This window comes from Halorubrum sp. FL23 (genome assembly GCF_052439115.2).
Classification (GTDB): Archaea; Halobacteriota; Halobacteria; order Halobacteriales; family Haloferacaceae; genus Halorubrum; species Halorubrum persicum.
Genome location: NZ_JBQVRO020000004.1, coordinates 103,255 through 117,364 on the forward strand (window position 1 = coordinate 103,255; position 14,110 = coordinate 117,364).

Here is a 14,110-nt window from a genome sequence, read left to right on the forward strand (position 1 = left end):
CGGACCCGATTTACTCCTCGTGTCGGGCACGCAGCGGCGTGACGCGCGGCCCGTTCTCGGTCTGCACCACGTCGGCGTCGACGCGGAACACGTCCGCGAGCAGGTCCTCGGTGACGATCTCTTCGGGCGCGCCGCGGGCGCGGATCTCGCCGTCCTTGAGCGCGACCATCCGGTCGGCGAGCCGGGCGGCCTGCTCGATGTCGTGGAGGACGACGACGACGGTCACGTCGCTCTCGTCGCGCAGGGTTTCGATGATCTCCATCACCTCCATCTGGTGGTGCAGGTCGAGGAACGTCGTCGGCTCGTCCAACAGGAGCACGTCGGTGTCCTGCGCGAGCACCATCGCGATCCACGCCAGCTGTTTCTGTCCGCCGCTGAGGCTCCCGACCTCGCGGTCGCGCAGGTGGCCGCAGCCGGCCAGCTCGATCGCCTCCTCGACCGCGACCGCGTCCTCGTCGGTCGTCCGCTCGAAGAACCCGCGGTGCGGGTATCGACCGTGGTACACCAAGTCCTCGACCGTGATGCTGTTCGGCGAGCTGCTCTCCTGGGAGAGCAGGCCGAGCGTCCGGGCGAGCGCCTTCGTGTCCATCGCGTGCACGTCGCGCCCGTCGACCAGCACGGAGCCGTCCGCCGGCGCGAGCTGCGTCGCCAACCCCTTCAGCAGGGTGCTCTTCCCGGAGCCGTTCGGACCGACGAGCGCCGTGACCGCGCCGGGCTCGGCCGCGATCGACTCGCCGTCGATCACGGGCTCCGGGGCGTTCGGATACCCCAACACGAGGTCCTCGCCGTCGAGGTCGCTCGCGTCCGCCGCGGCGGGCTCGCCGTCGGCCGCCGAGCCGTCCGCAGCGTTCGATCCGTCCGGTCCGTCCGTCGCGTCCGTTCGCGTCGTGTCGACGTGTTCCGTTGACATTCAGAGCTCACCCATGTGCTGCTGTTTCCGCATCAGGTACAGGAAGTACGGGCCGCCGATCAGCCCGGTGACGATACCGACCGGAACCTGCGCGTCGGCACCCGTGAGCACGCCCATCCCGAGGCGCGCGCCCACGTCGGCCGCGACCATCAGCGCGGGCCCGACGAAGAGGCAGCCGACGATCACCCGCTTGTAGTCGCTGCCGACGAGGTTCCGAACCATGTGGGGGACGATCAGTCCGACGAAGCTGACGATCCCCGCCACCGCGATGCTGGCCGCCGCCGCCAACACGGCGACGCCGGAGAGCGCGAACCGCACCTTCTCGATCGACATCCCCAGCGACTTCGCCGTCTGCTCGCCGAGGAGGAGGAGGTTCAGCTGCCGGGACCCCGCGAGCGACAGCGCCACCGCCACGGCCGTCCACGGCAGCGCCATCCGGACCTGCTCCCAGTCGGTCCCCGTCAGCGACCCCGTCGTCCACTGGATCGCCGACTGGACGACGCCGATGTCGTCCGCGAAGAAGAACAGTCCCGTCTGGAGGCTGTTGAAGACGGTCCCGACGATCACGCCCGCGAGCACGAGCCGGACCGGGCTCGTCCCGTTCTTCCACGCGATCGCGTAGACGATCAGGAACGCGACCGCGCCCCCGAGCGCCGCGATCAGCGGGAGGAACGCCGCGAGCCCGCCGAACATCACGAGCGTCAGCAGGATCATCAGCCCCGCGCCCGAGGAGACGCCGAGGATGAACGGGCTGGCGAGCTCGTTCCTGGTGACCGCCTGGAAGATGGCCCCCGAGATGCCGAGGTTCATCCCGACGATGGCGGCGACGAACACCCGCGGGAGCCGGATGTTCCAGACGATGAGCGTCCCGTGCGCCAGCTCCGGCAGCTCACCCTGGAAGCCGGTGATCGACCGCATCAGCCCCTCGCCGACGACGAACTGCAGCAGCCAGCGGGGGTCGAGGAGCACCGCGGGGTCGAGGGCGGCGCGCCACGCCTCGCCGACCGTCATCGAGTACGCGCCGAAGCTCACCTGCACGAGCCCGCCGGCGACGACGACGCCGACGCTGGCGAGCGCCACCGCGACCAGCTTCGGGTCGAACAGCCACCCCAGCCGCCCCCCGGACGCTCGGCGCGCGGCGCCCTCGCCGGCGACCGACCGCCCGCCGTTCATGGGGTCCCCTCGGCGTACGCGGCGATCGCGTCGTCGTCCATCGCGTCGAGCAGCGCCTCGGCGCCGTGAGCGTCGACGACGGCGCCGGGATCGAGGTGGCCAGCGAGCGCGCGCCGCCCCTCAACCGCCCGCGACTCGGCCTCGTCGGCGTCGACGTACGCCGACAGCGCCTCGTCGATCACGGCCTCGCGGACCCGAGCGAACCGCTCCGAGTCCGCGTCGACCGGGGCGTCGGCGTGGCGGTCGTCGAACCATTCGGCCCACCGATCGCGGTCGGCCCACTCGTCCTCGCGCTCCGCCTCGCGGCGCACCCAGTCGACCCCTTCGGCCGCCGCGGCCCACCAGCCGTCAGCGACCCGCGCGTCCGCGATCACCCGTTTGGCGACGCGGGCGCCGCGCCCGGCCGCCGTGATCGCCTGCCGGTCGGCCTCGGAGGGCGAGGCGACGTAGAGCCCGTCGACCGGCGTCGTCCCGTCGGGGTCGGCGTACTCCCGGTCGAAGTGTTCGTGGACCTCGCCGCCGTGGTCGTGGGTCTCGAACATCGCCGCGTCGTCGTCCAGCCCGCGGAGGTACTCGCCGTCGTACCGGGTCGCCGCCACCACGCGGCGGGCGGTGACCGGCTCTCCCTCCTGTGGGATGACGCGGAAGGGCGTTCCGTTCGCGTCGCTCCCCGACCTCTCGACCGACTCGACGAGGTCGTCGACGAGCGCGCCGCCCGCACGGTCGACGTGATCGTGCAGGAGGTCGTAGAACGTCTCGACGTCGATCCCGCCCGGGAAGCCGAGGTAGTTCCCCAGGTGCGCACAGCGCGCGATCGACGACCGACCGCGGTCGAAGACGGCGACCTCGATCCCCTCGCGAGCGAGGAAGACGGCGGCCGAGCAGCCGGCGGGGCCGCCGCCGACCACGACCGCGTCGTAGTCGGCCCCCCCGGCGGCTTCGTCGGCGGCGGTCTCCCCGGCTCCGGGGTCGGCGGAGCCACTCTCGTCGCGGTCCACCCCGTCGCTCATGGCTGATCACCGGCGACGATCGCGGCGACCCGGTCGCGGTCGAAGAGCCGCTCGGCCTCCGGGATCGCCGGATAGCCGTCGCCGAGCTCGTACGTCGGCCACTCGCCGAACCGCTCGGGGAACAGCTGTTTGGCGGTCATCTCGATCTGGAAGAGGTTCATGATCGGCCCCTGCACCGGGTTCCCCGAGGGGTAGAACCGGTCGTCCCGGATCGCCGAGAGCTCACCGGCGACCGGGTGGTCGGCGAGCTCCTCGCGGATCGCGGCCACGTCGTAGTAGGACTCGACCCCGTACTGGTGTAAGATCACGTCGGGGTCGATCTCCAGGAGCCGTTCGTGGTCGTAGGCGGTCTCGTAGGTCACGTCGGCGGCGCCGAACGCGTCGGGCACGCCGAAGGGCCGCACGTGGGCGGTGGCGAACCCCGGACCGTCGAGCCGCGAGGGGTAGTAGGTCCCGTCCATGTAGAGGAGCGTGGCGACCGTCGGTCGCTCCCCTTCCGGCGGGAGGTCCGCCTGTACCGTTTCGACCAGGTCGTCGTGAACCGACGCGAGCGCCTCGTAGCGCTCCGGCTCCTGAAACACGTCCGCGACGCGCTCCGCGATCTCCCAGAGGGTGTAGTGCTCGTAGTCGTCGCGGCACGGCTCCGGCGGCTCGGAGTTCCGGCGGCTGTACACGTTGCCGAACCACGGGCCGACGTTGTCGCGGATCTCCGCCACGTCGCCCTCGTCCCACCCGTCGAAGGAGACGAACAGACAGGGGTCAGCCAGATGGAGGTCGGCGTCGAGCTCGTAGAGCAGCTCCCGGTCGACCGTGATCCCGCCGCCGGACCCCGAGTTGAGCTGTCGGATCCCCTCCCGATCGAACTCGACGCCGTCGAGCGCGGCGTAGTAGGCGTCGAGGGTGTTCCCGCCGGCGTCGGCGTCGAAGCCGAGCGAGTCCACCGCGTCGCCGTGGCCGAACGCGACCGCCATGTCCGCGTACAGGAGGCTGTAGACCATCACGTCCTCGGGGACCGCGTCGAGCGTCACCTCGCCGACCGGCGCCATCTCGACGGAGTACGCCGCCCGAGACCCGTCACCGGCGGCCGCCGCGTCGGAACCGTCTGCCCCGTCGGTCTCGGCGTCGTCCGAGCCGGCGGCGCCGTCGGAGCCCCCCGATCCGGAGCCGCCCGAACCGCCTCCGAGACATCCCGCGAGCAGTCCCGCCCCCGCGACCGCACCGCCGAGCCTGATCGCGGTGCGGCGCGTCGAGGTGCTTCGGTTCTCGTGCGTTACCATATGGTTTAGGCCTCCCTAAAGGATTAAATCGCTTTCGAATCTTAGGGGCACCTAAATCCGAGAGATCGGCGAGGACGCGCCCCTACCACGGGGAGATCGCGACCGGTCGGAGAAATAAATAATCTTATATATTCGGAGAGTACTGCGCTATTACTCGCGCTTACCGGCGTACGCGTGGGTTTTAGGTCGTACGAAAAAGTGTTTTAGTATTGATAAGTTATAAGTGGATAGCGGGTGTATCGGATATCGTTATGAACACACAGAAGGAGACTCGGCAGCGCGCCGGCACCGTCGAAGAGAACGCCCTGCGGCTCGAACCGGAGAAGGCGGAGCAGATCGTCGAGGCGCTGAACGTCGACCTCGCGGACGCGTACGTCCTCTATCACCAGCTCCACAAACACCACTGGAACGTCGAAGGCGCGGAGTTCCTCGACGTCCACGTGTTCCTCCAAGAGGTGTACGAGGACGTCGAGGCGGCCGCCGACGAGCTCGCCGAACGGCTGCAAGCGCTCGGCGGCGTGCCGCACGCCGGCATGACGACGCTCGCGGAGAACGCCACCGTCGAGCCGGAAGACGAGGACGTGTACGACATCCGCAGCTCGCTCGCGAACGATCTGGAGATGATGGGCGACATCATCGAGAGCTACCGGCAACACATCGAGCTGGCGGAGGGACTCGGCGACTACACGACCGCGGAGATGCTCCGCGATCAGCTGGAAGCGATCGAGGAGCACGCGCACCACATCGAGCACTACCTCGAAGACGACACGCTCGTCGTGGACTCCGCGACGAACTAACCGGTCGAAAACGGATCGCGGCTCAGCGAACGTCCGGTGCCGTCTGGTCGGTTCGGCCCGGCAGTTCGAGCTCGATCTCCAGTCCCGGTTCGCCGACCCCCTCGAAGTCGATCTCGAACTCCACGGGCTCGCCGAACGCGAACGGGAGTTCCCACTCGTCCGTCTCGATCCGAAGGTCGTCGCCGTCGCGGAGCTGTTCGCCGAGCGCGACCAGGAACTCGCCGGCCTCGCTCGCGTCGAGGCGATACTCTTGTTCGAAGTTCCGTCCCGCAATGACCGTCCGCTCCCCGTCCGCCGTCGACGAGTCCATCTCGTCCGGAGTGGATTCGTCCGTCATTTCACTGCGTCACGTCGACGACGTGGTCGCTCGCGATCCACCCGTCCGTGTTGTCCGACTCCATGAACACGGACCGACCGGGACACCCTTCACAGACGGTGACGGACGGGGTTTGATCCGGCTCTGGTTCGCGACGAGATTCGGTGCGAGACTGGGCGCCTGCTGACATTGCGCTTCTTTAGGCAGACCTAAAATAAAAGGGACACGGTCGGCGCCGCGTCACTCCGCACGCGTCGGCGAGACATCGAGATCGGCGGGACGGCTCTCGGCGTCGACGTCGAGGCCTTCGAACAGCACGTGGGCGAGCCGTTCGGCGACCGTGGGGCTGACCAGTCCGGCCATCTCCATCGCCTCGCGCTCGTACGCGTCGAGATCGAGCACGTCGCGGAAGAACCACGACAGGACGACGTACGTCTCGTGGAGCGCCTCCGCGCGGTCTCGACCGGCGTCGGTGAGCGTCGCTCCCTCGTACGGCTCACGCGCGACGAGCCCGTCGGCCGCGAGTCGTTGGAGCATCTCCGTCGTCGCCGCCGGAGAGCGGTCGAGCATCTCGGCGATCCGCCCGGGCCGGATCGGCGGCGACGACCGGTGTTCCGCGATGTACAGCGCGAGGAGGTACCGGGCCGTCCGCGTGGATCCCGGCTCGCCGACGTGCGCCATGCTTTTAGGCTAGCCTAAAATTATAAATCGGTTACGGATCCGGAACGCCGCGGCGGCGGAGAACGAGTCTGAGGGCGACCGCGATCGATTCGATATAGCTGAATGTGGTTTATTTCTCGCCGAACGCCCGAATCGTGGCAAACGACCCGTCGACGATCGCGTCCGCGATTCCCTCGATGTCGGCGTCACGGGGCACCTCGTGGGGGTACTTCCGTCCGAAGTAGCGCAGGAGGTTCCCCACGTCGCGTTCGAGGAACTCGCGGGCGTTCTCGTGGTCGACGGGGACCGCCTGCGGCCAGTCAAAGATGGTGACGCCGCTCGCCGCGACCGCGACGTTGTGCTCGGACATGTCCGCGTGGACCCAGCCGTGGTCGTAGGCCGTGACCAGTTCACGGAGGACGAGGTCGAGGACGCCGATCGCCTGCTCGGGATCGAGCTTCGCGCGCGCGAGTTCGACGCCCTCGAACTTGTCCATCACGATGGCGTGACGGTTGTGGTCGACCGGACGCGGCACCGACACGTCGGGGTACAGCGCCTCCATCGCCTCGTACTCGCGTTCGGCCGCCTTGCGCGCGGTGTACAGCCACGAGACGTGGTCGCGGTCGGCGGTGTACTCGCGTTCGCGGTTCACCTCGCGGAAGTTGGTGTACCCCTCGCGGTGGTACTTCAGGGCGAGCGGCTTGAACGACTGCGCCTCGTACACGTCTCCCTCCTTGCCGAACCCCAGGGGTGAGCCCACGCCGTCGATGGTCTCGCGCTCGGAGAACGTCCGGAGCGCTAAGGCGTCGTACCCCTCGAAGGTGAGCTGGTACCCCTCGTACTGGATCGTCTTCCGTTCGATCAGCTCGCGGTCGAGACACCGGTCGATCCGGTAGTCGACCTCCTCGCGCGTCAGGTCCGCGTAGTCGGGGATCTTGTCCCGGCGGACCCATTCGGAGAAGCGCATCCCCTGCTCGACGCCCGAGAGGAGATAGAAGTCCTCGGGGTCGAGCTCGGCCATGTCGCCCGCGACGTTTCGAACCATACGCGCCCCTACTCCGGCGATTCCTAAAAGGGACGCGCGTTCGATGAGCGGCGGCATAAACCGTATCGCGCGATAGTAAATCGACGAGCGGGCGACATCGGACTGACGGGCGGGCGGTGTCGACCGCTCGCGCCCCCGAACGCAACCGCTTTCGGCCGGGGCGCCGACGTGGGACGTATGTACGCGGAGGGAGCGCTGAGCGGGGGGAGTGGCCGAGCGCGGAGCGCGGGTGGGAGACGGTGACCGCGCCGACGGGCGACTGGCGACTGATCCGCGAGGAGCCGCGACCGGGCCCGATGCAGATGGCACTTGACGAGGTCGCGGCGGAGACGGCGGCCGCCGGCGGACCGGCCACCCTGCGGACGTATCGGTGGGCCCCGAGCTGTCTCACGCTCGGTTACCGACAGGACCCGGAGACGGTCGACTGGGCCTTCTGCGAGCGCGAGGGGATCGACGTGACCCGGCGCCAGACCGGCGGCGGCGGGATCTACCACGACACGCGCGGCGACATCGCCTACTCGGTCGCCGTCCCCGCCGGCGACGTGCCGGGCGAACTGCTCGACTGCTACCACCTCCTGTGCGAGCCCGTCCTCGACGCGTTCGATCGGCTGGGAATCGATGCGAGGTACGTCGAGGAGGACGTCCCGGAGCTGTACCACCCGGCCTGTTACCTGCGGGAGCTCCACCCGGCACACGACGTGGTCGCCGGCGGCGCCGACGACGGCGCCGACGGGCGGCGGAAGATCGCGGGCAACGCCCAGTACCGGAAGCGGGAGGCCGTCATTCAGCACGGCTCGCTCACCTTCTCGGTCGAGGCGGCACGCCACCTCGGAACGTTCGCGGACCCGCCGGTGACGGCCGACGCGTTCCGCGACCGGGTGGTCGGGATGGACGAGCTCGCCGATATCGATCGGGCGGACGCGGTGGCGGCGGTGGAGGCGGCGCTCGTCGCCTGGGTAACGGGGGGGACCGACAACCGGGAGGGCCTCACCCTCGACCGCGACGGGTCGTGGACCGACGCGGAGCTTCGGCGCGCGCGCGAGCTCGTCGAGACGAAGTACCGAGACGAGGAGTGGGTCCGGACGCGTCCCGGACGCGACGCGTCGTAACAGAGGGGTCAGAACCCGAACGTGTCGGGGCCGTCGACGTCGAGGCGCTCCCGGACCGCCTCGTAGATCTCGCCGACCGGGGGGACATCGCGCGTCGGGTCGAGCCAGTGGTGGCTGAGCCATCGGTACCGAACGACGCGGTCCGCGTCGAGGAGGAAACAGGACCGGCGCGAGCGCTTCGTGACCCCGAGCGCGCGGTAGACCACGTCGAAGGCGGCGGCGATCTCGAGATCGGAGTCCGAGAACATCGGGAAGGTGAGGCCGAGCCGGTCGATGAACCGTCGGTGGAGTCCGACGCCCGACTTGCTGACGCCGACGACCTGCACCGCGTCGCCGGAGGAGAACCAGTCGAAGTCGCGGAACGCGCACCACTGTTCGACGCAGTCCGGACTGAAGTCGGCGGTGTAGAAGCACAGCAGCACGGGACCGTCGGAGAGCAGATCGTCGAGGGCGACGGACTCGACGTCGCCGTCGGGCGTGACGAGATCCCCGGCGACGTTCGGAGCGCGCTCCCCGACTGCGAGGCCGGGATCGTCGGTCATGGCCGGTGAGATACCGCCGGCCGTGAAAAGTCGCGCGGTTTTCGAAGGGGCTTTTCCCGACGCTCTCGTGGAGACGGTATGAGTCTCAAGGTCGGCGCCCACGTCTCCATCTCCGGTTCGAGAGCGTCCAACGATCCCGAAACGCCGCCGTACGGAAACATCGCGAACGCGGTGTTCAGACAGAAGCAGTTCGGCGGCAACTGCGGACAGATATTCACCCACTCCCCGCAGGTGTGGCAGGACCCGGACATCGGCGACGAGGAGGCCGAGCAGTTCCGCGAGGGGACGGAGCGAGAGCTGGAGGGGCCGTGGGTGATCCACACCTCCTACCTCGTCAACCTCTGTACCCCGAAAGACGGGCTCCGCGAGAAGTCGCTCGACTCGATGCAGAAGGAGGTCGACGCGGCCGACAAGCTCGACATCCCGTACGTCAACGTCCACCTCGGCGCGCACACGGGGGCCGGCGTCGAGGGCGGCCTCGACAACGCCGCCTCGGTGATCGACGACATCGACGTGCCCGACGGCGTCACGATCCTGATCGAGAGCGACGCGGGAGCGGGGACGAAGCTCGGCGGCGAGTTCGAACACCTCGCGGGGGTCATCGACCGCACGGAGACCGATATCGACGTGTGCATCGACACGGCCCACGCGTTCGCGGCCGGGTACGACCTCTCGACGCCCGAGGCGGTCGACCAGACGATCGCGGAGTTCGACGACGTGGTCGGGTTGGAGCACCTCAAGTACGTCCACCTCAACGACTCGAAGCACGCCTGCGGCACCAACAAGGACGAGCACGCCCACATCGGGGAGGGGCTCATCGGCGAGGCCGGGATGGAGCGGCTCCTCAACCACCCGGACCTGGCGGACGTGCCGCTCGCGCTCGAGACGCCGACCGAGGACGGGAAGAGCTTCGCGTGGAACATCGATCGCGTCCGCGAGCTGCGGGCGGAGTGAGCGGTCCGAGCGGTCCGAGCGGTTCGAGCGGAGTGTTCCCCACCGGGAACCGATTTCGGGGCAGAGTGACTGCTTGACCGGAGTGAGTCGTCACGGGGGCGAAGCGGGGGAGGTTCGTCGGATCGGGTGAAAACGTCCGACGCGCTTTTATGTACTCGGGGACGCGATCCACGGATATGACCACCACGAAGGCGCTGCTCATCGGACAGCGGCGTCGGTTAGCCCTCACGATGGTCGGGGGGTTCGCCGGCCTCGTGGCGCTGACGCTGGCGGTCGCGATCGCCGCCGAGCTCGCGGACATCCAGACCGCGGCGGCGGTGACGGACCGACTCGTCCCGCTGTTGGTGTTCTACGCGCCGGCACCGATCGCGGCCGCCGGGGCGTACGCACGCTGCGGGGGGCCGGCGTGTCTGGCGGTGGGCGTCGTGCCCGCCTTCGTGTTCGCCGCGCTCGTGGTCGTCGGCACCGTGTTCGGCGTTCCCGGCGTGGGCGGCGGCAACGCGCCGCTGGGCGGGGTGACGATGTCGTTCGCGCTCGTCGGGCTGAGCGGGGCGTTCGTCGGCTACTGCGCCGGGGTCACCGCGGCGCTCCTCGCGGACCTGGCTGGGATCGGCGGCGGCGACGGTGAGGAGGCCAACGGCGAGGATGCCGGCGGCCGACAAGAAGGCTGAGTTCCGTACGTTTATTCTCCCCTGCGCCGAACGCGGGGGCGTGCGACGATTCTCCGCGGAGTACCTCGAACACACCCGTCGCGGGATGTGGGCCGACGGCCGGGAGGCCCTCGCGGACCTCGAGCTGGCGGGCCGCCGCCGCGTCCTCGACGTCGGCTGCGGCACGGGAGAGCTGACCCGCGTTCTCGACGCGGAGGCGCCGCCCGACGCGACCGTGATCGGCGTCGACGCGGACCCGGACCTCCTGCGAGTCGCCCGCGAGGAGACCGGGCTCCCGTACGTCGCCGGCGACGCGACGCGGCTTCCGGTCCCGGACGGCGCGGTCGATCTCGCGGTCTGTCAGGCCCTCCTCATCAACCTCCCCGAGCCGACCGCCGCGGTCCGGGAACTCGCGCGCGTCTCCTCGGATCTGGTGGCGGCGATCGAGCCGGACAACGCCGCCGTGACGGTGAGCTCCACCGTCGACGCAGAGGAGCGCCTGGAACGAGAGGCGCGTGAGGCGTACCTGCAGGGGGTCGACACCGACGTGGCGCTCGGCGACCGCGTCCGCGAGGCGTTCGCGGCGGCGGGGGTCGGCGAGATCCGGACCCGGCGGTACGTCCACGAGAAGCGGGTCGCGGCGCCGTACGCGGAGCCGGCGCTGACCGCCGCGGCGCGGAAGGCCTCGGGCGCGGGGCTGGCCGATCACCGCGAGGAGCTGATCGCGGCGACCTCCGAGAGCGCGTACGACGACCTCCGGCGCCGGTGGCGCGAGATGGGCCGCGAGGTGGTCGACGCCATCGGGGACGACGAGTACGAGCGCGTCGAGCGCGTCCCCTTCGACGTGACGGTGGGACGGGTGGAGTGAGCGCCGGGCCGCCCCCGTTCGTCCGCCTCGTCGGCGGCCGGCCGCACGCGGACCGCCGCGTCCCGAAAAGCGAAGTCGGCACAGAGCGAGCGAAGCGACATGCCGGCCGCACTCGTTACCGGTTCGTCGAGGGGTATCGGACGGGCGATCGCGCTGCGGTTCGCCCGGGACGGGTACGACATCGCCGTCAACTACCACACCAGCGACGAGGCCGCCGAGGCGGTCGCCGAAGCCGTCCGCGATCGGGGGCACGAGGCCGTCGTCGTCCGCGCTGACGTCTCGGACGCCGACGCGGCCGAGCGGCTCGTCGAGACCGCCGCCGACGCGTTCGGCGGGCTGGACCACGTCGTCAACAACGCCGGGATCGACCAGCACGTGTACACCGAATCCCTCGCCCCGGACGACTTCGATCGGGTCATGGACGTCAACGTCAACTCCGCGTTCAACGTGACGAAGGCGGCGCTCCCGCACCTCTCGGAGTCAGACGACGGCCCCTCGGTGACCAACGTCTCGTCGATCCTCGCGCACACCGGCGCGCCGATCGAGTGTCACTACGCCGCCTCCAAGGGCGCGCTCCTCTCGCTCACCCGGAGCCACGCGAGCGACTTCGCGCCCGACGTGCGGGTGAACGCGATCGCGCCCGGCCACGTCGAGACGGACATGACCGGCGACCGAACGCCGGCGGAGAAGCGCGAGGAGCTCGCGCGGATCCCCGTCGACCGGTACGGGAAACCCGAGGACATCGCCGACGCCGCCGCCTACCTCCGGGACGCGGCGTTCGTCACGGGCGAGACGCTGAACGTGAACGGCGGGGAGCTGATGCGGTAAGCGAGGGGAAACCGGCGGACGGCGAGTCGGGTCGCCGCTGCGTCAGTACTCGGCCAGCCCGGCCTCGATCCGGTCGAACCCCTCGTGGAGCCGGTCGACGGAGTTGGCGAACGAGAGCCGGAGCCGCCCGGGCGCCGTGTCGCCGAACCCGTCGCCCGGCGCGAGCACGACGCCGTGCTCTCGGAGGAGATACTTCGCGATGTCGATGGCGGGCGCGTCGATGCCGGGGTCGAGGAAAGCGTAGAACGCGCCCTCAGGGCGGGGACACGAGAGCCCGTCGATGTCGGCGACGCGGTCGACGACGAGGTCGCGCCGCTCCTCGAACGCTCGGTACATCTCCTCGAACGGCTCCTGCGGGCCGGTGAGCGCGGCGATCGCGGCGTGCTGGGCGACGCTGGACGCGCAGGCGGTGGTCGACTCGCGGACCGTCGTCACCTCGTCGATCACCTCCCGGTCGCCGGCGAGCCAGCCGAGCCGCCACCCCGTCATGGCGTACCGCTTCGAGCAGGAGCCGACCGTGAGCACGTGGTCCGGATGGCCGGTGTACGCGGCGATCCCTCGGGCCGGGCCGTCGTACGTCAGCCCGAGGTACACCTCGTCGGCGATCACGTAGGCGTCGTTGTCGGCGGCGGCCTCGACGACCGCCCGGCACTCGTCGGGGTCGAAGACGCGGCCGGTCGGGTTCGACGGCGTCGTGAGCACGACCGCCGCGGTGTCGTCGCTCATCGCGTCGATGACCCGGTCCGCGTCGAGCGCGAACCCCGTCTCGGCCGGCATCGGAACCTCGCGGAAGGTCCCGTCCGCGAGCGTCGCCTGCGTCTCGTAGTTCGGCCACGTCGGCCCCGGAACGAGCAGCTCCTCGCCCGGCGACACCGTCGCGAGGGTCGCCAGGTGGAGCGCTTCCATCCCGCCGACGGTGACGACGACCTCGTCGGGGTCGTGTTCGACGCCGTACTCGGCGGCGAGCGTGTCGCTGATGGCGCGCCGGCACTCGGGGAGCCCCGCGTTCGAGGTGTAGTGCGTCGCGCCGTCGCGGGCGGCGCTCGCGGCGGCGTCGATCACGTGTTCGGGCGTGTCGAAGTCGGGCTCCCCGACCTCCAGTCTGACGAGGTCGCCGTCGTGGCGCTGTGCGAGGTCGAACATCACGCGGATGCGCGAGCGCTCCGCGCGGCGGACGCGGTCGGTCGGCGTTGGCATACCGTCCACACGGCGAACTGCGCAAAAAGCCGTCGGGTGGCGGCCAAACGCGGCCGGCCGGGAGCGTCGCGCCGGGGGCGCCTACACCATGTCGCCGCGGACGGAGGCACCGGACTGTTCGGCGCGCGCTCGCTTGAGCACGTCCGCGGCCTCGCGGGCCACCTCCTCGTCCGCGCCGAGCATCCCGAGCGCGGCGGGGAGGGTCGGCATCGCGAGGGAGGCGTCGCGCAGCCGGTCGAACGCCTCCTCGTCGCGGGTGCCGTCGACCCACAGGCAGACGCCGCGCGGGTCGAGCACCTCCTCGTAGGCGTCGCGGGCGAGCGCCCCCTTCAGGCGCTGTCGCACGTTGTCCTCGAAGCTCGCGTTACACACTTCGAGGTGGATCGGCTCGTCGTCATTGACCAGTTCGGCGGCGAGACACCGCTCGGGCGCGGCGTACCCGTTGTCGCTCGCGCGGACGCGGTCCGGGTGCGCCTCGGCCCACGCGGCGCGGACGGAGGTGCCGACCCCCTTGACCCCGTACTCGGCCGCGAAGTCGGCGGCCGCCTCGGTGTCGCCGCCCATGATCACGTCTTTGGTGAGGTACACGTCGAGCCGCTCGACGGGGTCGAGCCCGAGCGCCACGTCGCCGAACGCCCACACCTCGCGGACGGGGACCGGCATGGTCTCGCGTTCGACGCGGTCGACGAGGGACTCCAGCCGGGCGACGGCCTGCTCGCGGTCCATGAGGTGGCCGTAGGCGGGTCGCCGGCAAACCGGTTTCGCTCGGGGAGC

The 14,110-nt window shown here is 70.2% G+C and carries 17 protein-coding genes; 6 read left to right on the forward strand and 11 right to left on the reverse strand.

Translation table 11 applies throughout. From position 1 onward, the window contains the following. Positions 1–10: 10 nt before the first annotated feature. From ACT4MF_RS06455 to ACT4MF_RS06470, 4 genes are read right to left on the reverse strand one after another with little or no spacing between them, the layout of a single operon-like run. A complete protein-coding gene (locus ACT4MF_RS06455; protein WP_444682144.1) occupies positions 11–910 on the reverse strand; it encodes an ABC transporter ATP-binding protein in 900 nt (299 codons plus the stop codon). Beyond that, the gene (locus ACT4MF_RS06460; protein WP_444682143.1) at positions 911–2,083 is read right to left on the reverse strand and encodes a FecCD family ABC transporter permease; all 1,173 of its coding nucleotides are present in this window, start codon (positions 2,081–2,083) and stop codon (positions 911–913) included. Further along, positions 2,080–3,093 carry an NAD(P)-binding protein gene (locus tag ACT4MF_RS06465; RefSeq protein ID WP_444682142.1) on the reverse strand — a complete coding sequence of 338 codons (1,014 nt, stop codon included), beginning with the start codon at positions 3,091–3,093 and terminating at the stop codon, positions 2,080–2,082. The genes ACT4MF_RS06460 and ACT4MF_RS06465 overlap by 4 nt, the downstream gene beginning before the upstream one ends. After that, positions 3,090–4,370: an ABC transporter substrate-binding protein gene (locus ACT4MF_RS06470; protein ID WP_444682141.1), complete on the reverse strand. Its 1,281-nt coding sequence runs from the start codon at positions 4,368–4,370 to the stop codon at positions 3,090–3,092. Before ACT4MF_RS06470 ends, ACT4MF_RS06465 begins: the two co-directional genes overlap by 4 nt. A 251-nt stretch (positions 4,371–4,621) precedes the next feature. Between ACT4MF_RS06470 and dpsA the strand changes: the two genes are divergently transcribed. After that, positions 4,622–5,167, forward strand: a complete 546-nt coding sequence (gene dpsA / locus ACT4MF_RS06475) for a DNA starvation/stationary phase protection protein DpsA (RefSeq protein ID WP_099254069.1) — start codon at positions 4,622–4,624, stop codon at positions 5,165–5,167. A 22-nt stretch (positions 5,168–5,189) separates the two neighbouring features. Here dpsA and ACT4MF_RS06480 read toward each other — a convergent pair whose 3' ends face one another. The 4 genes from ACT4MF_RS06480 to ACT4MF_RS06495 all read right to left on the reverse strand — a co-directional run bounded on the left by ACT4MF_RS06480 (position 5,190) and on the right by ACT4MF_RS06495 (position 7,188). Further along, a complete protein-coding gene (locus ACT4MF_RS06480) occupies positions 5,190–5,504 on the reverse strand; it encodes an amphi-Trp domain-containing protein (protein ID WP_099254070.1) in 315 nt (104 codons plus the stop codon). Between the two features lies 1 nt (position 5,505). Next, positions 5,506–5,673: a hypothetical protein gene (locus ACT4MF_RS06485; protein ID WP_180271695.1), complete on the reverse strand. Its 168-nt coding sequence runs from the start codon at positions 5,671–5,673 to the stop codon at positions 5,506–5,508. A 50-nt stretch (positions 5,674–5,723) separates the two neighbouring features. Next, positions 5,724–6,164, reverse strand: a complete 441-nt coding sequence (locus ACT4MF_RS06490) for a metal-dependent transcriptional regulator (protein WP_444682140.1) — start codon at positions 6,162–6,164, stop codon at positions 5,724–5,726. A gap of 109 nt (positions 6,165–6,273) precedes the next feature. Continuing rightward, a complete protein-coding gene (locus ACT4MF_RS06495) occupies positions 6,274–7,188 on the reverse strand; it encodes an RIO1 family regulatory kinase/ATPase domain-containing protein (protein ID WP_444682139.1) in 915 nt (304 codons plus the stop codon). A 239-nt stretch (positions 7,189–7,427) separates the two neighbouring features. On the opposite strand from ACT4MF_RS06495, the gene ACT4MF_RS06500 reads away from it, so the two are divergent. Then, positions 7,428–8,297: a lipoate--protein ligase family protein gene (locus ACT4MF_RS06500; RefSeq protein ID WP_444682138.1), complete on the forward strand. Its 870-nt coding sequence runs from the start codon at positions 7,428–7,430 to the stop codon at positions 8,295–8,297. Positions 8,298–8,305: 8 nt separating this feature from the next. Here ACT4MF_RS06500 and ACT4MF_RS06505 read toward each other — a convergent pair whose 3' ends face one another. Next, positions 8,306–8,839, reverse strand: coding sequence for a peroxiredoxin family protein (locus ACT4MF_RS06505; RefSeq protein ID WP_444682137.1), 534 nt, complete (start codon positions 8,837–8,839; stop codon positions 8,306–8,308). Positions 8,840–8,917: 78 nt separating this feature from the next. On the opposite strand from ACT4MF_RS06505, the gene ACT4MF_RS06510 reads away from it, so the two are divergent. From ACT4MF_RS06510 to ACT4MF_RS06525, 4 genes are all read left to right on the forward strand, one after another. Further along, a complete protein-coding gene (locus ACT4MF_RS06510) occupies positions 8,918–9,793 on the forward strand; it encodes a deoxyribonuclease IV (protein ID WP_444682136.1) in 876 nt (291 codons plus the stop codon). A 176-nt stretch (positions 9,794–9,969) separates the two neighbouring features. Further along, on the forward strand, positions 9,970–10,464 hold the full coding sequence (locus ACT4MF_RS06515; protein WP_444682135.1) for a hypothetical protein: 495 nt from the start codon (positions 9,970–9,972) through the stop codon (positions 10,462–10,464). Between the two features lie 40 nt (positions 10,465–10,504). Beyond that, positions 10,505–11,311: a class I SAM-dependent methyltransferase gene (locus ACT4MF_RS06520; protein WP_444682134.1), complete on the forward strand. Its 807-nt coding sequence runs from the start codon at positions 10,505–10,507 to the stop codon at positions 11,309–11,311. 99 nt (positions 11,312–11,410) lie between these two features. Continuing rightward, positions 11,411–12,139, forward strand: coding sequence for a 3-oxoacyl-ACP reductase family protein (locus tag ACT4MF_RS06525; RefSeq protein WP_444682133.1), 729 nt, complete (start codon positions 11,411–11,413; stop codon positions 12,137–12,139). Between the two features lie 42 nt (positions 12,140–12,181). Here the strand turns inward: ACT4MF_RS06525 and ACT4MF_RS06530 are convergent, their stop codons facing one another. Together ACT4MF_RS06530 and ACT4MF_RS06535 are read right to left on the reverse strand one after the other, a co-directional pair. Then, positions 12,182–13,336 (reverse strand): pyridoxal phosphate-dependent aminotransferase, encoded by a 1,155-nt coding sequence (locus ACT4MF_RS06530; protein WP_444682132.1) that lies wholly within the window; start codon positions 13,334–13,336, stop codon positions 12,182–12,184. Between the two features lie 81 nt (positions 13,337–13,417). Continuing rightward, positions 13,418–14,062, reverse strand: a complete 645-nt coding sequence (locus tag ACT4MF_RS06535; protein ID WP_444682131.1) for a DUF7095 family protein — start codon at positions 14,060–14,062, stop codon at positions 13,418–13,420. Positions 14,063–14,110: the final 48 nt, after the last annotated feature.

Coding starts and splice junctions, on each gene's coding strand:
- ACT4MF_RS06455 (WP_444682144.1), bottom strand. CDS start 910: ATGTCAACGGAACACGTCGACACGACGCGAACGGACGCGACGGACGGA.
- ACT4MF_RS06460 (WP_444682143.1), bottom strand. CDS start 2,083: ATGAACGGCGGGCGGTCGGTCGCCGGCGAGGGCGCCGCGCGCCGAGCG.
- ACT4MF_RS06465 (WP_444682142.1), bottom strand. CDS start 3,093: ATGAGCGACGGGGTGGACCGCGACGAGAGTGGCTCCGCCGACCCCGGA.
- ACT4MF_RS06470 (WP_444682141.1), bottom strand. CDS start 4,370: ATGGTAACGCACGAGAACCGAAGCACCTCGACGCGCCGCACCGCGATC.
- dpsA (WP_099254069.1), top strand. CDS start 4,622: ATGAACACACAGAAGGAGACTCGGCAGCGCGCCGGCACCGTCGAAGAG.
- ACT4MF_RS06480 (WP_099254070.1), bottom strand. CDS start 5,504: ATGACGGACGAATCCACTCCGGACGAGATGGACTCGTCGACGGCGGAC.
- ACT4MF_RS06485 (WP_180271695.1), bottom strand. CDS start 5,673: ATGTCAGCAGGCGCCCAGTCTCGCACCGAATCTCGTCGCGAACCAGAG.
- ACT4MF_RS06490 (WP_444682140.1), bottom strand. CDS start 6,164: ATGGCGCACGTCGGCGAGCCGGGATCCACGCGGACGGCCCGGTACCTC.
- ACT4MF_RS06495 (WP_444682139.1), bottom strand. CDS start 7,188: ATGGTTCGAAACGTCGCGGGCGACATGGCCGAGCTCGACCCCGAGGAC.
- ACT4MF_RS06505 (WP_444682137.1), bottom strand. CDS start 8,839: ATGACCGACGATCCCGGCCTCGCAGTCGGGGAGCGCGCTCCGAACGTC.
- ACT4MF_RS06510 (WP_444682136.1), top strand. CDS start 8,918: ATGAGTCTCAAGGTCGGCGCCCACGTCTCCATCTCCGGTTCGAGAGCG.
- ACT4MF_RS06515 (WP_444682135.1), top strand. CDS start 9,970: ATGACCACCACGAAGGCGCTGCTCATCGGACAGCGGCGTCGGTTAGCC.
- ACT4MF_RS06525 (WP_444682133.1), top strand. CDS start 11,411: ATGCCGGCCGCACTCGTTACCGGTTCGTCGAGGGGTATCGGACGGGCG.
- ACT4MF_RS06530 (WP_444682132.1), bottom strand. CDS start 13,336: ATGCCAACGCCGACCGACCGCGTCCGCCGCGCGGAGCGCTCGCGCATC.
- ACT4MF_RS06535 (WP_444682131.1), bottom strand. CDS start 14,062: ATGGACCGCGAGCAGGCCGTCGCCCGGCTGGAGTCCCTCGTCGACCGC.